Origin of the sequence: Amycolatopsis sp. cmx-11-12 (genome assembly GCF_046269425.1) — a bacterium.
Classification (GTDB): Bacteria; Actinomycetota; Actinomycetes; order Mycobacteriales; family Pseudonocardiaceae; genus Amycolatopsis.
This window is the reverse complement of sequence record NZ_JADNQM010000011.1, coordinates 59,845-76,774: the sequence shown is the minus strand read 5'-3', so window position 1 is coordinate 76,774 and position 16,930 is coordinate 59,845. Positions and strand designations below refer to the sequence as shown.

The following is a 16,930-nucleotide window of genomic DNA, read 5'->3' as shown; positions in this document are numbered from 1 at the left end:
CGGGTGGCACCAGGTGGCACCTGGTTGTCAAGCCGTCTCCTCCTCCTGTTCCGGTTCCTCCGACGGCCGCGTGAACAGCCGCGTGGCGGAGAGTCGCGCGACGCCGTCCGGCTCCCCGAGTTCGTCGGTCGCGTTCCGGATCGTGGCGTCGACGGACAGGTATTTGCGGCCCGCCCGCAGATCCGCGTCGTTGCGCAGCCGCACGATCAGCGGAAACTCGCTCAGCGCGCCGGCGTCGAACAGGCCGGTGGTGTAGATCAGCTGGACACCCAGCGCCTCCGCGACCGCACGCTGTAATTCCAGCAGGTAACCCGCCGACGCGCGGCCGATCGGGTTGTCGAGGAACAGCACGCCGGAGTGCCGGTTGCGTGCCTTGCCGCGGTTGTTCGCCCGCAGCGCGGCGAGCGTGCAGTACAGGATGATCGCCGCGGTCAGCTGCTGCCCGCCGGAGAACACGTCGCGGATCTCGGAGACGCGCTGCCGTTCGGTCCGCAGTACGGAGTCCGGCTTCAGCATGTCGACCCGGAAACCCTTGGGAGCGGCGGCCTGCACGCCGCGCAGCACGAGCGAGAGCCCGTCCCGTTTGACGTCCCGGCCGTCGGAGGTCTTGCCCACCGCGGCCTCGTCGACGACCTCGCCCAGTTTCTCGGCGAGCACGTTCTCCTCGAGTTCGGTGAAGCGGATCCGCAGGAACTCCTGGCCCGACCAGTCGCCGAGGCCGTCCGGCAGCCGCGAAACCCGTTGTGCCGCGCGAAGAGTACGCAGAGCACCGTCGACCATGCCCTGCAGCCGGGTGATGATGCCGCCGCGGTGCCGGTCGATCTGCGCGAGGTCGTCGGTGAGCGTGCGCAATCGAGGCCGCAACGCCTCGGCCCATTCCGCGGCGTGCGCGGGCAGCTGATCGCGGCGGACCGAGATCACCTGCTGCCGCACCGGCGTGCTGAGCTTTTCGAACCGCTTGTCCGTGGCGTACTGCGCGAGCTGGTCCGCCGCGGCCCGCACCCGGCGGTCGCCCGCGTCGGCGGAATCCTGCGCCTCGGTGAGCGCGGTGTTGAGCCGGGAGTGCTTGGTCCGAGCCGATTCGACGTCGCCGTCGAACGCCGCCTCATCGTCCTCTTTGGACAAGAGATGCGCCATGGACTCGGCCAGCAGGCCGAAGCCGGACGCGGACGTCTTCGCGGACTCCAATGTCGCTTCGGCCGCGGCACGCCGCTCCTGCAGTTCTTCCCATTTCCGCGCGGCGGCGGACACTTCGAGGCTGGCGTCGTCGATCAGCGCCAGGCCGTGCTCGATGTCCTTCGGCCGCGCGTCGGAAGAGATCGCGGCGAGCGCTGACGGCTGTTCCGGGAGCTGGCTCAGTTCCGCCTTGCGGGTCGCGACGAGCCCGACGATCTCGGTGCGCTCCTCCTCCAGCACCGCGACCGCCCGGTTCGCCCGCGCCTGCGCGGCGGCCCGCGCGGACGCGTCGGAACCGTCCGGCGTCTCCAGCAACGCCGAGGCCCGCTCACGGACGGCGTCGTCCAGCGCCTCGACGGCCGCCCGCGTGGACGCCTCGACGCTTTCCGCCTGGTCGAGTTCGGCCCGCAGATCGCTGCCGACCTCGACCTTCGAGTACGCCTCGGACGCGGACGCGAAGGTGCGCCGCAACGCGTCGACCGGTTCGGCCGGGACGGCGTCGTCCTCGGTGACGTCACTCGATCCCGGAACCTCGGCCAGTTCCGACTTCGCGGTCGTCGCCGTGCGCCGGTGCCCGTCGGCCGTGCGTTGTTCCTCACCCGCCTGCTCGCGCAGCCGGGAAGCCTTCACCGCGGCTTCGGACGCCGTCGACTCGGCCCGCTCGGCGGTCTCCGTCGCGCGTTCGACGTCGTCCGTCCACTCGGGAATCTTCGCGGCCCGTGTGGCCAGCGCTTCGAGCCCGCGGGCCCGCTCCCCCGCCTCGGCCGACGCCGTCCGCAGTTCGGGGATCCGCTCGCGCAGCCCGGTCGCCTTCTCCCCGAGCCGCTGGAACTCCTTTTCCGCCTGCCCCAAAGCGGTCTGCGCGGTCTCGTGCGCGGTGCGCGCGTTCTGCAACTGTTCGGCCAGCGTCGCGATGCTGCCGGGCGGGTAGTCCTCGCGCCAGGTCTTGAGTTTCCATGACAGCGCGCTGTCGTCGGCCAGCGACGTCGCCAACGCTTCCAGCCGGCGCTGCCGTTCCGCGTGCCGGAGGGCGATGGCCTCGCGCTCGGCGTCGGCCGCTTCCTCGTCGTACATCGCCGGGTTGGGTGGGACGAGGAATTCGATGCCCGCCTCGCCCGGCAGTCGGCCGGTCGTGGTGGCCTCGGTCGTGGCGACCGGGATGATCGTGGTGGGCAGCAACCGCCGTTCCGCCAGCACCTTCTCGGCGAGCCGGACCTGTTCCGGTTCGTTGAGCAGGATCCCCGAGACCAGCTGCGGCGCGCGGGCCAGCACGGCCGCCCGTCGCTTCTTGTCCAAAGTAGACAGATAACGCCAGCCGGACCACGCGTTCATCCCGGCGGCTTCCAGCGCGTCCAGCGCGGCCTGTACCTCTTCGGTGGCGGGCAGGAGACCACCGGAGCCGAGCGCGTTCAGTGCGCGCTCGTCGACGGATTCCTCCATCCGCAGCGCCGTCTGCTCCTTTTCGGCGGTCGAACCCGCCTCGCGCAGCCGTTCCAGCAGCACCGGCAGATCCGTCTCCAGCGCGACGTCGTCGGCGCCGAGGAGTTCGACCAGCCGGGGTTCGACGGCGAGGGCGTCGGTGCGCCGGTTGGCCCGGTCGAGTTCGTCGGCCGCGCGTTCCAGCCGGTCCTTTGTGGACCCCGCGAGCCGGTGCGCGTCGTTGACGGTCGCTTGCGCGGCCCGCAGATCTTCGGCGACCCGTTCGAGTTCCTGTTCGCGGCGGACGAGTTCCGCGGCGGTCGTCTCGGCCTCCGTCCTGGTCAGACGCGCGGCTTCGGCGACGTCGGTCCCGGCCTTGAGCGCGCCGGACCGGACGGTTTCCGCGATCTCCTCACGGATTTCGGCGATCCGGGCGCCCAGCCCGCGGGCCTCGGCCCGGCGCGAGGCCGCGAGGTTCGCCGACTCGTCACGTTCGGACTGGGCTTTCTCCGCTTCGGAACGCAAAGCGCCGACATGGGCCTCGGCCTTCGCGGCCTGATCGGTGGCGTTCTTGGCCAGCGCCAGCAGACCCCGCGCGAGCGCGGTCGCGGCGGTGTTGCGCGCCTGCAACGCGGGTTGCGCCTTCTGCTCGCGATTCCCCACCAGTTCCCGGAAATCACGGGCTTTGCGGGCGGCGTTGAGATGGTTGAGCACGGTGGCGCATTCACGCCACGCCTCGGCGGCGGTCTTGGCCTCGGCCAGTTCGCCGTCGATCCGTTTCTTGCTCTCCTGCGCCTCGTCGAGCCGCAGTTTCCCGACCAGGCGCCGAAGCTCGGTGACCCCGGCGGTGAGACGGCGGTGGTCGCCCTCGGCCAGCTTCTCCGCGGACTTGACCTCGTCGACGTGCTGATCGAGCCCGCTCAGCCGTTCGTTCTCGAGTTTGTCACGAGCGGCGACCTGAGCGGCCAGCGTCCGCATCTCGGCGCGGGCCGCGTCGGCGAGCTTCCGCGACGCCGCGGCGACACTTTCCTCTTCCGCCAGCGGCGTGAGCAGATCGAGCGCCCCCGCGACGAAGTCCCGCTCCGACAACAGATCCCCACGCTGGGCGAGGTTGTGCGCGTAGGTCGCGACGACCTCGGCGAGGTCCTTCGGTTCCTCCTCCGAAAGCACCGCGCGCAGCAGGAACTCGACGAACGCCTCGTCGGTGCTGAACGCGAACGCGTCCGCCGCCTCGCCCTCACCGGCGTTCATCGCGCGCTGGTACCGGAAGAGTTCGGTGTCGAGGCCGAGTCCGTCCAACCGGGACGTCCACTCGTGGTGACGCCGGGTCCAGAACAGCTCCAGCTCCGGTTCACCGCCGTGCACCTTGTCGAGCAGGTCGTGGAAACCGGACATCGTCAGGAGCCTGCCGTCCGACGTCAGCGGCAGCGAGTCCAGATCGAGAGAAGGCGTGGGACGGAAGCAGTACCAGGAATCGACGAGGTTCTCCGAATCCGCCGACACCACGTGCCCGCGCCATTCCGACACCTTGCCGGTGATCACCCGATGGCCGGTCTCGACCTGCAGCCACTCCAGCGCGACGTGCGAAACGTCCTTGGCGGCGACGAACTTCTCCAGCACCTTGGTGTTCGTCGTGCCGACGACCTGACGGCGGCCGGGCAGCATGACCGAGAAGATCAGCTTGATCAGGACGGACTTGCCGCCACCGTTCTCCAGGAACAGCACGCTCGCCGGTGACGGCCGCCGCGGCGGCCCCTCCCCGGCCAGGTGGATCCCGGCGCTGAACAGCGCGTCCTGTTTGGGCGCGGTGATGGCCGCGCCGACGCCGCTGAAGTCCAGCACGACGTCCTGGTACCGCGCGCCCGCCGGGCCCACCGAGTGCAGGCGAACCCGCGAAAGCTCGTACATCTCTCAAGTCCCCTTTTAGAGCGTGTCCGAAGCGGCCGCGCGCAGGGTCCCGCCGCCGTTGGCGACCGAGACCACGTTCAGCGCGAGCAGATCGTCGAAGGCGGCGTCGGCGGCGAGTTCGCGCACCTGCACCTGATAACGCGGTGTCGTGCGGTAGGTCCCGCCCTGTTCCCCGCTGACCTGCACGAGGAAACCCTGATCCGCGAGGAAGCGCAGCGCCCGCGCGACCATGCCGCGGGTGGTGTCCGACGCCAGCCTGCCGTCCTTGGTGGCCGCCGCCGCCGGACGACGGGCGTAGGCACGCCAGGCCTGTTCGAGTTCGGGCGCGTCGGCCAGCGGATCGTTGTTCGACTCGGCCTCCGCCGCGCGCTCGTCGAGGATCCGGCAGGCCTCGCGCACCATCGCGTCCACCTGCTCGACGCTGACGCGGCCGATGTAGGTGTCGTTGGCGAGGTCGTCCGGGCGCGGGTAGCCGAGCGCGGCGGTGGCCAGGTGGACGAGCCCGTGCAGGACCTTCTCGGTCTCACGGCGCTCGCGGATCTTGCTCTGCCGCGCGTAGCTGTCCATCTTGATCTCGAAGACGGACTCGTCGGTCGCCGCCAGCACGGCACCGGCCTGGAGATTGACCTCCAGCACCATCAGCCCGAGCCCGGCCGCGACGGCGTGCGTGAGCTGTTTGAACGCCCTGTCCTCGCCGTAGCGCCGGACGAGGTCGCCGTAGACGACGTCCCGCGACGGCAACTGCTTCGGGCGCATGCCGAACGAGACGAGCCGGGCCGCGGATTCGACGTCCCCTGTTGTGGTCACGCGACCTCCTCCTCTTCGTCGTGGCGATCGACCCGCGCCGACGAGAGCAGCAGATCCGCTCCGCCGAACTCCGGATCGTCGAGCAAAGTGCCGTCGTCGACGGCCAGCAGTACCTGGCGCTCCCCCAGCCGGAGCGCCGCGCCGACCCCGGGACTGTAGGCGTGCACCGCGCGCAACGCGACCAGGGCGGGCAACCCCGGGTCGATCCGGCGGGCCTCTTCGAGCAGCCCGGACAGCCGTCGCGGCACCTCGGGCAGATCGAGCAGGTCGTCGGCGAGGCGCCACTGCTCGTCGCCGAACCTGTCGGTGACGTCGGCGGGCATCAGTTCGGGTTCGGGGATCTCACCGACAAGCTGGTCGCGTTCCGGGGCCGGCCGCAGCAGTAGCGACACCAGCGAGGACAACGACGGCACGGTCGGCGGCGAGATCCCGGCCCCGGCGTGGAAGAAGGACTCGGCGGGTGCGACGGCGTCGGCGATCGGCAGGCCCAGCGTCGGCATCAGGAGCTGGCCGAACAGGTCGATCGTGGCGCGTTGCGGCGGCCCGGAGAACTGCTGGCGGTCCTGTTCGGCGCGGAACACCGCCCCGGCGTCGGCCAGCCGCGACTGCAACCGCGTGTGACGGCGGATGCAGTCGCCGACGATGTCGACCAGTTCGGCGGCGCGGCGTTTGCGGTCGAGATCCTCGGTCTCGTCGCGGGACGCGGTGATGTTCTTGAGGATCGCGTTCTCGGCGCGGAACCGGGACTCGATATGGGAGAGCGCCTGGTCCAGCAGGTCCGGGACCTCACGCTCCCAGTCGACCGCGCGAACGTCGCGCCGGGTCGCGTCGAGTTTGGCGCGCAGCGTCTCGCCGTACTGGACGGTGCGGTAGCGGGCCTGTTCGGCGGCGAGCTTCGCGTCGGCGAGACGGCCGCGGTTGATCAGGTTCTCCAGTTTGACCTCGGCCGCGATCTGGGCCGATTCGACGTCGGTGTCCAGCGCGCCGACGAGCACGTTGATCGCCTCGTCGGTGGCACGCAGATAGACCTCGCCATCGGGAGCGGCCAGCTCCACGAGCAGCTTGAAGTCGAACTGGCGCCGCTGGTAGCCGCCGCCGGGGCCGATGGAGCCGTAGACGCGGCGAAACCCGCGGTCGGTGGTGCCGACGTTGATCAGGTTGTCGAGCACCCAGCGGGCGACCTTGGCGTGCTCGTCCGGGGTCCGGCCGGGGGCCTGGAGCGCGACGAACGGCAACAGTCGCACAATCACCTGTTCGTGGTCGGCGCCGGTGTCGAAGTCCATCGACACGGTGACCTGGTCGATCGTGTGCAGCGCGATCTCGGCCATCTGGTAGATCGTGGCGTCCGCCCAGTCCAGCTTCGCCTTGCGCGCGTCGAGGTCGTGCAAGGGCGCGGTGCAGGCCAGCGCCTTGAGGCGGCGGGTCAGCCCCTCGTCGGCCAGCCCCATCCCGGTCAGCTCGTCGTCTCGCACAGCAGGCCAGGCTAGTCGCCGCCCCCGGCACCCCGCACGGGTGACCGGGGTGGCGGGGCCTCCGGGCGGAGGTAGCGTCTCGTTCATGCGTGAGATGAGCCGGGACGAGTGGTGGCAGTTCGCGAGTGAGGGCACCCGCACGGGCATGCTCGGCCTGGTCCGCGCCAACGGGGCGCCGATCGTGACGCCGGTGTGGTTCCTGCTGAACGAGGGCGCGGACGGCGACGAGCTGATCTTCACCACCGGCACGGACACGCTCAAAGGAAAGGCGATCCGCCGCGACGGACGGCTCTCGCTCGCCGTCGACGACCAGAAGCCGCCGTACTCGTACGTGCAGTTCACCGCCGAGGCGGTGCTGCACGACGACTACGACGAGATGCTCGAATGGGCGACCAGGCTCGGTGGCCGGTACATGGGCGAGGACCAGGCCGAGGCCTACGGCAAACGCAACGCCGTGCCCGAGGAGTCCTTGGTGCGGGCGCGGATCACGAAGGTGATCGCACGCGCCGACATCGCCGGCTGACTTTCGCCGCGTTTCGTCCTCTAGTTGTCGCGTGATCCTGCTTGCTTGACGTGGGGTTTCGTTCCTCAGACGGAGATCTCGCGTGATCAGACGGCGGTTACGCGTGATCAGACGGAGATCACGGAGACCTCCGCCCAATCACGCGAGATCGCCGTCCAGTCACGGGTAAGACCCGCGGGATCACGCGACACCAGGTGCGGTCCTTGCGCGTGCAAGTACCGCAACTAGAGGACTAAACGCGTTTTCGGGGCGTGACCCTCCGTGTTGATGTTGGTCAAGTATTGACACGAAGCACCCGCTGGTGTGTGATCTGAACCATAGATAGGAAAGTTTCCTAACTAAAACTCCCACTCCCCGCCGGGCCCGCCCCGGTCCGCCGTTGCACCTCCCTACCCCACTTCACGCATGGAGGCTCCAGTGGCACCCCGACCACCGTGGCGCGCGTTGCTCACGTGTGCCGCCGCGACGGCGATCACCTTCGCCGTCCTGCCGGCTCTGCCCGCCGGCGCGGCACCGACCGACCACGAATCCGAAGCCGCGACGATCTCCCAAGGCGCCGTCGAAAAGAACCACGCGGGCTACTCCGGCACCGGGTTCGTGAACTTCGACAACGTCGTCGGCAGCTATGTCGAGTACACGGTGAACGCCGCGCAGGCCGGAACCCAGACACTCACTTTCCGCTACGCCAACGGAACCACGGTCGACAGGCCGGTCTCGCTGAGCATCAACGGCACCGCCGCCGGGACGCTCTCCTTCCCCGGCACCGGCGCGTGGACCACCTGGAAGACCGTCACCAAGGACGTCGCGCTGGCCGCCGGGGCCAACAAGATCCGCACCACCTCGACGACCGCGAACGGCGGTCCCAACGCGGACAAGCTCACCGCGAGCGGAGTGGTCGACGCCGAAGCGCCGACCCCGCCGAAGAACCTGGCCGCCAAGGACGTCAAGGCCCGTTCGGCCACCTTCACCTGGGAAGCCGCGACCGACAACGTCGGCGTGGTCCGGTACGAGGTCATGCGCGGCGGCAACATCCTGAAGACCGTCGACGGCAACACGCTCACCGCGACCGTCGACACCCTGACGCCGAACACGGCCTACGACATCTCCGTCGGCGCCTTCGACGCGGCCGGGAACCCTTCGCAGCAAAGCAATGTCGTGCAGTTCACGACGCCGGCCAGCGGGGACACCACACCGCCGACCGTCCCCGGGAACCCACGCTCGACGTCGGTGACCGCGAACAGTGTCTCCTTGGCGTGGAACGCTTCCACCGATGACAGCGGCACCATCGCGGGTTACGACGTCTATCAGGGCACCACGAAGGTCGCGACGACACCTTCGCTCGAAGCCACGATCACCGGGCTGACGGCGAACACCTCGTACACCTTCACGGTCAAGGCGCGGGACCTCGACGGCAACACCTCCGGCGCCAGCACCGCGGTGACCGCCAAGACCAGCGGCAACGCGGGTGGCGGAATCCCGGAGTACGACAAGGACATCACCAAGGTCGACCTCGCCTGGTCCGTCGACTTCCTGCCGGACGGGACGGCGCTCGCGACCGAACGCGACCGGTTCGAGATCCTGCGGATCACGCCCTCGGGCCAGAAGACCACCGTTGGCAAGGTTCCCGGCGCTGTCGGCACCAACGGCGAGGGCGGCCTGCTCGGCATCGCGATCTCGCCGAACTACGCCACCGATCACGCGATCTACCTGTACCACACGGCTTCCGGTGACAACCGGATCGTGAAGATGACCTACGACAACGGAAAGCTGTCCTCGACGTCGACCCCGGTGCTCACCGGGATCGCGAAGAACCGTTACCACAACGGCGGAAGGATCCGCTTCGGCCCGGACGGCAAGCTCTACGTCACGGTCGGCGACGGGCAGAACAAGGACACCGCGCAGAACAAGGGTTCGCTCAACGGGAAGATCCTGCGGGTCAACCCCGACGGTTCGGCACCGGGCGACAACCCCTTCTTCTCCAGCGGCGGCAACGCCCGGTACGTCTGGAGCTTCGGGCACCGCAACCCGCAGGGCCTGGCGTGGGATTCCCGCGGCCAGCTGTGGGCGTCCGAGTTCGGCGACGGCAAGCTGGACGAGCTCAACCTGATCCAGAAGGGCGGCAACTTCGGCTGGCCGCAGTGCGAAGGCACCGACGGCAGCTGCGGCGGCACGGTCGCGCCGAAGAAGACCTGGCCGACCAGTTCCGGTGGACCCAGCGGGATCGAGATCGTCAACGACTGGGTCTACGTCGCGGGCGTCACCAGCCAGCAACTGTTCGCCACGCAGATCAACGCGGCGGGCAACGGTGTCGGTTCGGTGCAGTCGGTGTTCTCCGGCCGCTGGGGCAGGCTCCGCTCCGTCACCAAGACCCCGGACGGCGGCCTGTGGGTCACCTCGACCAACGCGGACAAGAACGGCGGCACGCCGAGCGGGATCGACAACGTGGTGGTGCGGTTGAAGTTCCCTGGCGGCTCGCAGCCGGGAGCGTTCAAGCTGGCCAGTTCCGCGTTCGCCGACAACGCCTCCATCCCGGACAAGTACACCTGCGCCGGTGACGGCACCGCGGGCCAGGACACCTCCCCGCCGCTGGCGTGGGGCCCCGGGACCACCGGCGCCAAGGGGTACGCCGTCGTCTTCGCCGACGTGGCCAACAACGGCAACAAACTGCACTGGGCGATCTGGGACATCCCGGCGTCCGCGGCGTCGCTGCCCGAAGGCCTGGGAGCGGGCTACACCGTCCCGAACCAGAACGGCGCCAAGCAGAAGGCCATGGGAAGCGGGGCGAACACGCAGAAGTACTTCGGCCCCTGCCCCGGCGGCTCCAGCCATCCCTACACGTTCACGCTCTACGCGCTGAAATCGGCGACGGTGCCTGGCTTGTCCTCGTCCTCGACGATGGCGCAGATCGAGACGGCGATCAAGAACGCCTCGACGGCCAACGTCAAACTGCGCGGCAATTCCAACGCCGCGTCCTAGGCACGGTTGGGGTGTCCGGAGCGGCGCCGGGCACCCCAGCCGTATCCAGTGTCACTGGAGGAACGCCACCTCGTCCGGGATTCCCCGGCGAGGTGGCGTTTTCGTGGGAAACAACCCTCGTTGACGCGGCGTCGGCCGAGGAGCAGGATCGGGTCGGCAGGCTGTCCTGGTCGGGGGCCCAGTGGAGACACCTGCGTCGAACTGGGGAGAAGAAATGCGCGATTTCAAGCGATTCCTCGTGTCCGTGACCGTCCTCGCCGGACTTTCGGCCTTGTTCAGCGCGCCCGCCGCGCAGGCGGACGAGCGCGTCGACATCGGCCAGCTGTCGCTGCGCCCGGCGAAGGTGAGCGGTGCCGGCTTCAGTGCGCAGCAGCAGGCGTACCTGCTCGGTCCGGCCTCCGACGAGAGCCGCTGCCTGGACGCGGATCTGAGCACCATCAACGGGAACGGCACCAAGGTCCAGCTGTGGACCTGCCTCACCCGCCCGGACGGCACCATTCCGGCCAACCAGGCCTGGTACGTCACCCAGATCCCCGAGGGACACTTCCGGCTCCAGAGTGTCCAAAGCGGACGGTACCTGGACGCCGATCTCAGCTCGATCAACCGCAACGGCACCAAGATCCAGCTCTGGGACTTCATGCCGGGCGCCTCGAACCAGTGGTTCGCGGTCACCGAGAACCCCGAGGGCTACCTGCGCCTGCAGAACGTGCGGAGCGGCCGCTACCTCGACGCCGACCTCAACACGGCGGGCCGCGACGGCGGTGTCGTGGTGCTGTGGGACTTCCGAGCGGGCGCCAAGAACCAGTGGTGGTTCTGACATCGGTCCTTCACCGGCCGCTAGGCTTCGGCCGGTGAAGGACTGGAAGTTCTGTCCCCGATGCGCCACCGGGACCCGGCTCGCCGGTGACGGCGAGGACACCCACGTCGAGTGTCCCGCTTGCGGCTTCACCAAATACGACAACCCGCTGCCGACCACGGTCGGTCTCATCCTCGACGGCGACAGGATCCTGTTGCTGCGCCGGGCGCACGAGCCACGCAAAGGCAGCTGGGACACTGTCGGCGGCTTCCTCTCCGGCGCCGAGAGCGCCGAGCGCAACCTCGTTCGCGAAGGCCTCGAAGAGATCGGCTGCGAACTCGTGAACCTCCGGTTCGCCGGCTCGTATTCGTCGGTCTACGGCGACACCGGCCTGATGACGATCGGGTTCGCCTTCACCTGCGAACTCCCGCCGGGCGCCGAAATCGTGCTGTCGGAAGAGAATTCCGACTACGCCTGGTTCCCGCTGGACGACCGCCCGCCACTCGCCTTCGCCGACTGCGAGGCCGCGGCAGCCGCGCTCACCAGCCGAACAGGTTCCGCATGATCCGCCCGCACCGCTCGGTCATCGCCGCGGCGTCCTGATCCGGCTGGTCGATCCACCAGCTGATCAGCGAATCGACCACCCCGGTCCACACCTGGGCGATCGCCTCGATGTCGCGCTCGTCGTCCAGACCGCGCGAACGCATCAACTGGGCGGCGCCGATCAGCGCGAACCCGTCGAGCCGGTAGCGGTAGTCGACCGCGACGCCGGCGATCTCGCCGGTCGAAGGCACCGTCGGGTCGCGGAGCAGCTTCCACGCGTACCGGTCGTTGTCGAACGTCTCGAAAATGGCCGCGAGCACCGCCAGCGGCATCCGCTCCGGCGGCTCGCCGTCCTCCGCCATCGTCTCGGCGACGCCTTCGGTCAGCCTGTCCCCCGCCCGGTGCAGGCAGGCGAGGTACAACCCGTCCTTCGAGCCGAAGTACTGGTACAGCAAGGGTTTGGTGACACCGACCCGGCGGGCGATCTCCACCATCGACGCCCCGGCGTACCCGTTCTTGCCGAACTCCTCCGTACCGGCGCGCACGATCTGGGTCTCCCGCTCTTCGCGGGGCATGCCCTTCGTGCCGACGGCCCTTGCTTCTGTCACGGCGGTTATCTTACCCTCAGGTAAATGACCCTGAGGTAAGTTACCTCAAGGTCAGATCACGGAGGCGGAGACAGGAGCGGTGCGGTGGCGGATTTCCTTGCCCATCTGAGTGACCCGGTACTGATGGCGACACCGGTGTTCCTGCTGTTCGTCGCGATCGAGATCCTCGCGCTGCACGTGCTGGGTCACGACGACAACGTCATCGGCTACAGCGTCAAGGACACCCGGACCAGCATGTCCATGGGCGCGGTGGCGGTCGTGATCAACGGCGTCTTCCGCGTCGCCATGCTGTTCGTGTTCGCCGCGCTCTACGAACTGGCGCCGGTGAAGTTCAGCCCGCACGACTGGTGGACCTGGGTTCTGATGCTGCTGGGCCAGGAAATCATCTTCTACGCCTACCACCGGGCGAGCCACCGCGTCCGGATCATGTGGGCGGGCCACCAGGTGCACCATTCGAGTGAGCACTACAACTTCTCGACCGCGCTGCGCCAGAAGTGGACCCCGTACTTCCAGCTGCCGTTCTGGTCGATCCTGGCCTTCGCCGGCATCCCGCCGTGGATGATCCTCACCGGCCTGTCGATCGACCTCGTCTACCAGTTCTTCGTGCACACCGAGAAGATCCGGAAGCTGCCGCGCTGGTTCGAGTACGTGTTCAACACACCTTCACACCATCGTGTGCACCACGGCAGCGACCAGGAGTACCTGGACGCGAACTACGGCGGCATCCTGATCATCTGGGACCGGATGTTCGGCAGCTTCGTCCCCGAGGGCAAGCGGCCGACCTACGGGCTGACCAAGAACGTCGAGTCCTACAACCTGCTCAAGGTCGGTTTCCACGAGTACGGCTCGATCCTGCGTGACGTCCGCGCGGCCGGGTCGTGGCGGGACAAGCTCGGCTATGTGTTCGGCCCGCCGGGCTGGCAGCCCAGTGCCGCGGACAGGACTTCGCCGGTCCGGCGCTTGGCCAGGTAGAACGCCGCCTCATGCGGTTTGGCGCCGTTGTCGACGGTGTAACCACTGTCGAGGACGCCGTCGGCGCCGGGGAACAGCGGCGTGAGATCCGGACGCGCGGCGACGAGGTCGTCCCGGTCGGCCAGGTTCACCCAGCGTGCGACGCCGGGCGGGACGGACGGCGGCTGGGGACGGGTCCGTTCGTAGACGACCGTGCGCAGGCCGAGCGGGGAGCCAAGGGTGAGCAGCAGTGGCAGGGGGCGGCCGTGCAGATGGGCGGCCTCGTAGGCGACGACGGAACCGAGCGAATGGCCGATGATCGCCTCGGTCTCCGGGCCGATGTGCTCGGCGACGCGGTCCTGCACGTGTTTCCGGATCGTGTCGTCGGTGAGGTACAGCGTCACCTGCCTGAGCGCCTTGACCACCACCCGTTCGGCGAACGCCACCCCGAGCCTCGCGAACGGCCGCAGCCGGACCAGCGCGTTCAGCACCGGACGCGCGGCGGCGCGCACGCCCTGGGTTTCCCCGGCCGGACCGCCGAGCCGGGCCAGTTCGGCACTCGCCCGCTCGCGATCCGTCTCGCGAGACGCCGAAACGGCCGCGTTCCGGAGCCACTCCCCCGCCAGCGCCTCGGCGAGTTCCCACTCGCCGGTGGTGAGTTCGTCGGCGCTGCCTTGCTGATCGTCCTTGAGGAAAAGGTCACCGTAGAAGGCCATCCGCGCGTCACCGGGCCGGGCGTCGCGCCACAGGACGTCGGCCAGCGCGGAGTCGCCGGCGAGCCGGACCCCGCCCGCGAGACTCGGCAGCCATTCCGCCTCCAGGGCGTCCGCTGACTTCTGTTCCTGGGCGATGCCGTGCACCAGAACGATCCGAGCCATGGCGCACAGTATCGCGGCCGCCCTTGCCGGTGACCGTCCGATGAGACAAAGTGATCTCCGTGGGAGAGCGGAGGTCGTTGGTAGTCGCGTCGCAATGCGATTCGCTGAACCTTCTCTCGTTCCTTCCCGACGCGGGCCGCCAGGTTTCGACGGCCCTGCTCGATCCCGGGATCGGCGGCTGCGTCCCCGCGCTCGAGGACGGCCGCGGTCTGCTCGTCGACCCGACGATGGTCGAGCTGGACGACGCGCTGGTGGAGGCCTTCGAGCGCGCGTCGGAAGACGAGGCGACGCTTTTCCTCTCGCTCGTCGGGCACGGCGAATACGCCGACGACGACTTCTACTTCCTCACCAAGGACACCGGCCTGCCGGTGGACAGCCGGAAATCGTTCCTGTTCGCCCAGCGGATCAAGGAACTCCTCGGCCGCTACTCGATGCTGGACGGGCTGGTGATCCTTCTCGACACCTGCCACGCCGGCATCGGGGCGAGGCAGGCGGGCCAACGCTGGCTGCGGATCGTCGGTGAGGCGGGCAAACGGTTCGACCTGCTCACCGCCTCGGACGACCGTGTCGCGGCGAACGGGTGTTTCAGCCGGTCGCTGGTCTCGGTGCTGCGGTCGGGCCATTCGGAGCTCGGCGAGCGCGTCCGCTGCGCGGACCTCAAACGGGTCATCACCGGCCTGTGCCCCACGCAGACCGCGGTGCACCTGGGGTTCGACGGCACCCGCGAGGTGGCCGAGGCCGATCAGGGGCTGTGGCTCGCACTGAACTCCTCCGCCGTCTGGCGGCGTTCGCCCCTGGCGGGCAACCCGGCCGCGCCGCGGATCGAACGGCTGACCGCGGACTACCGGCCGGGCCCGAAACTCGGCGAGACCGTCGGCCACCTGCTCACCGGCGCCCGGCTGGTCGCGATCACCGGCGAGCCCGGCGCGGGGAAGTCGACAACGCTCGCCGCGCTGGCGCGGCCGTCCGCGGCCGGATCCTATGTGCCGCCGGACTTCCTGCACGCCGTGCTGTTCGCGAGCCGAGGCGACACGGCGGAGCAGCTCGCCAGGGAACTCGCCGGCCAGTTGCGGCGCACCGTGCCCGGTTTCGCCGACGCCGAGCAGGTTCACCATGCCGGGCTCGACGACACCGGCCGCAGCGGCGCAAGCGCTTTCGATCTGGCACTTCTCGGTCCTCTTCGGGTTCTCGCTCCACAGTGGACCGAGGCGCACGTGCGGATCGCGATCGACGGGCTGGACGACCTCGACCCCGCCGTCCAGGAACGCCTGTGCGGCCTTCTCCGGAGTCTGTCGACCGAACCGGACCTGGCGCTGGTGAAGACGGTCGTGACGGCGCGGGACCCGGCGCGTCTTCCTCCGGCAGTGGCGGTTCCTCTGCCGTCGCCTCCCCTAGTGCGGGAACCGGAGGACACCGGCGGCTGGCAGCCCCAGTTGCCCGGCTATGACACCGGTTCGCCCACTTCGCCGAAGATCACCCCCGCCACGCTGATCATCGACGTCCCCGGCCTGCCTTCCGCGAACCACGAACTGTCGTTCGGGCTCACCACGCTCGGCCGCAGCAGAAACGCCGCGCTCCAGCTCAGGGACTCGCGGGTTTCCCGGCTCCACTGCGAGATCCACTGGAACGGCACGGCGGCGTGGCTGACCGACCTGGACTCCGCCAATGGCACCTTCGTCAACGGGAAGCGGGTGCTGAACGCCGAGTTGGCGCATCGCGACGTGCTCCGGCTCGGCGATTCGAGAGTCTCCTTCATCAGTGTCACGCAAGAGGACGCCGAAGAGGAAGAGCAGCTCGACACCGGCGCGCTGGCCTCGCCGCGGCCGGGTCACGCGGTCCTGCTGGAGTTGCTGGGGCTGGCCGCCACCCGCGGGCCCATCCCGATCTCGATCCTCACCGCGGCGAGCGCGGCGGGCGGCGGCCCGGACCGGCGGGTGCACGTCCGCGATTTCCTGGCCGGGCTCGGTGACTCGGTCAGCCGGACCCAGGCGGGCCTTGCCGACGAAACCGTCCTGCTGACCGCCGACACGCCCGCGCTCTTCCCCGATGTGGCGACCCGTCTGCACGCCCGGCTGGCGGCGGCGACCTCGGAGGTGGCACTCGTGACCGGAGACGACGAGCCGACGCTCGAACAGAGCTACGCCGCGGCCAACGAAGCCGAGCACTTCTGGCTCGCCGGACTCCGCGAGGACGCCCTCACCGCGCTGGAGCGCCGGGCGTCCCACATCCCCGTCGAGAATCGGGAACGCTGGGCGGCCTTGGTGAACCGCGCGGCACGGGAACTCGGCGAGACCGACCGGATCACGTTGCGCTGCAAGGCACGGCACGCGACCTGGACCGGCAAAGCGGGCGACGCGGCCGGAGCGCTCGCCCGGTTCGAAGAACTGTTGCCGATCGCCACCGCCGCCCTGTCCGGTGGCGACGAAGACGTCTTGAGCATCCGCAACAACATCGGGCACCTGCTCGCCGAACTCGGCCGTTTCGAGGAATCCCGGTCCGAGTTCGAAGCCCTCGTCCGGGACGCCGACACCGCGCTCGGGCCCGACCATCGTGAAACACTGCACGCACGGCATTTCCTCGCGGTGGCGACGGGCAAGACCGGGAACGGGCAGGAGGCCCTCCGTCTCGCCCGAGAACTGCTGCCGCAGGCGAAACAGGCGTTGGGCGACGACGAGATCGTCAGTCACGTCCGGCACAACATCGCGTTCTGGAGCGCCGAAATCGAGCACCCCCCCCCGTCGTTTCGGAGTATCGACAGCTCCTCGCCGAAGCGACGGGACGGCTGAATGACCGGCATCCCGACGTCCTCGATCTCCGGTTCGACCTCGCCCTCGCGCTCGCCAAGGCAGGCCAGGTCACCGAAGCCCTCTCGA

11 protein-coding genes are annotated in these 16,930 nt (G+C 69.2%); 6 read left to right on the top strand and 5 right to left on the bottom strand.

Annotated elements, in window-relative coordinates:
- Positions 1-27 precede the first annotated feature (27 nt).
- From ACLARN_RS17510 to ACLARN_RS17500, 3 genes are read right to left on the bottom strand one after another with little or no spacing between them, the layout of a single operon-like run.
- Positions 28-4,503 carry a hypothetical protein gene (locus tag ACLARN_RS17510; RefSeq protein WP_409492472.1) on the bottom strand — a complete coding sequence of 1,492 codons (4,476 nt, stop codon included), beginning with the start codon at positions 4,501-4,503 and terminating at the stop codon, positions 28-30.
- Positions 4,504-4,518: 15 nt separating this feature from the next.
- Entirely contained in the window at positions 4,519-5,259 is a 741-nt protein-coding gene (locus tag ACLARN_RS17505; RefSeq protein WP_409492614.1) for a hypothetical protein, read from the bottom strand.
- 47 nt (positions 5,260-5,306) lie between these two features.
- On the bottom strand, positions 5,307-6,758 hold the full coding sequence (locus ACLARN_RS17500) for a hypothetical protein (protein WP_409492613.1): 1,452 nt from the start codon (positions 6,756-6,758) through the stop codon (positions 5,307-5,309).
- Positions 6,759-6,867: 109 nt separating this feature from the next.
- On the opposite strand from ACLARN_RS17500, the gene ACLARN_RS17495 reads away from it, so the two are divergent.
- The 4 genes from ACLARN_RS17495 to ACLARN_RS17480 all read left to right on the top strand — a co-directional run bounded on the left by ACLARN_RS17495 (position 6,868) and on the right by ACLARN_RS17480 (position 11,642).
- The gene (locus tag ACLARN_RS17495) at positions 6,868-7,305 is read left to right on the top strand and encodes a PPOX class F420-dependent oxidoreductase (protein WP_409492471.1); all 438 of its coding nucleotides are present in this window, start codon (positions 6,868-6,870) and stop codon (positions 7,303-7,305) included.
- A gap of 417 nt (positions 7,306-7,722) precedes the next feature.
- Positions 7,723-10,281, top strand: a complete 2,559-nt coding sequence (locus tag ACLARN_RS17490) for a PQQ-dependent sugar dehydrogenase (protein WP_409492470.1) — start codon at positions 7,723-7,725, stop codon at positions 10,279-10,281.
- Positions 10,282-10,495: 214 nt separating this feature from the next.
- Positions 10,496-11,098, top strand: a complete 603-nt coding sequence (locus ACLARN_RS17485) for an RICIN domain-containing protein (RefSeq protein ID WP_409492469.1) — start codon at positions 10,496-10,498, stop codon at positions 11,096-11,098.
- A 34-nt stretch (positions 11,099-11,132) separates the two neighbouring features.
- Complete coding sequence (locus ACLARN_RS17480; protein ID WP_409492468.1) at positions 11,133-11,642, top strand: NUDIX domain-containing protein; 510 nt, start codon at positions 11,133-11,135, stop codon at positions 11,640-11,642.
- On the opposite strand, the gene ACLARN_RS17475 is transcribed toward ACLARN_RS17480, so the two are convergent.
- Complete coding sequence (locus ACLARN_RS17475; RefSeq protein ID WP_409492467.1) at positions 11,617-12,228, bottom strand: TetR/AcrR family transcriptional regulator; 612 nt, start codon at positions 12,226-12,228, stop codon at positions 11,617-11,619. The genes ACLARN_RS17480 and ACLARN_RS17475 overlap by 26 nt on opposite strands.
- A gap of 84 nt (positions 12,229-12,312) precedes the next feature.
- Here ACLARN_RS17475 and ACLARN_RS17470 point away from each other — a divergent pair, with 84 nt between their 5' ends.
- Positions 12,313-13,200 carry a sterol desaturase family protein gene (locus tag ACLARN_RS17470; RefSeq protein WP_409492466.1) on the top strand — a complete coding sequence of 296 codons (888 nt, stop codon included), beginning with the start codon at positions 12,313-12,315 and terminating at the stop codon, positions 13,198-13,200.
- On the opposite strand, the gene ACLARN_RS17465 is transcribed toward ACLARN_RS17470, so the two are convergent.
- Positions 13,125-14,057, bottom strand: coding sequence for a hypothetical protein (locus ACLARN_RS17465; RefSeq protein WP_409492465.1), 933 nt, complete (start codon positions 14,055-14,057; stop codon positions 13,125-13,127). The genes ACLARN_RS17470 and ACLARN_RS17465 overlap by 76 nt on opposite strands.
- A gap of 59 nt (positions 14,058-14,116) precedes the next feature.
- On the opposite strand from ACLARN_RS17465, the gene ACLARN_RS17460 reads away from it, so the two are divergent.
- Positions 14,117-16,843, top strand: coding sequence for an FHA domain-containing protein (locus tag ACLARN_RS17460; RefSeq protein ID WP_409492464.1), 2,727 nt, complete (start codon positions 14,117-14,119; stop codon positions 16,841-16,843).
- Positions 16,844-16,930 lie beyond the last annotated feature (87 nt).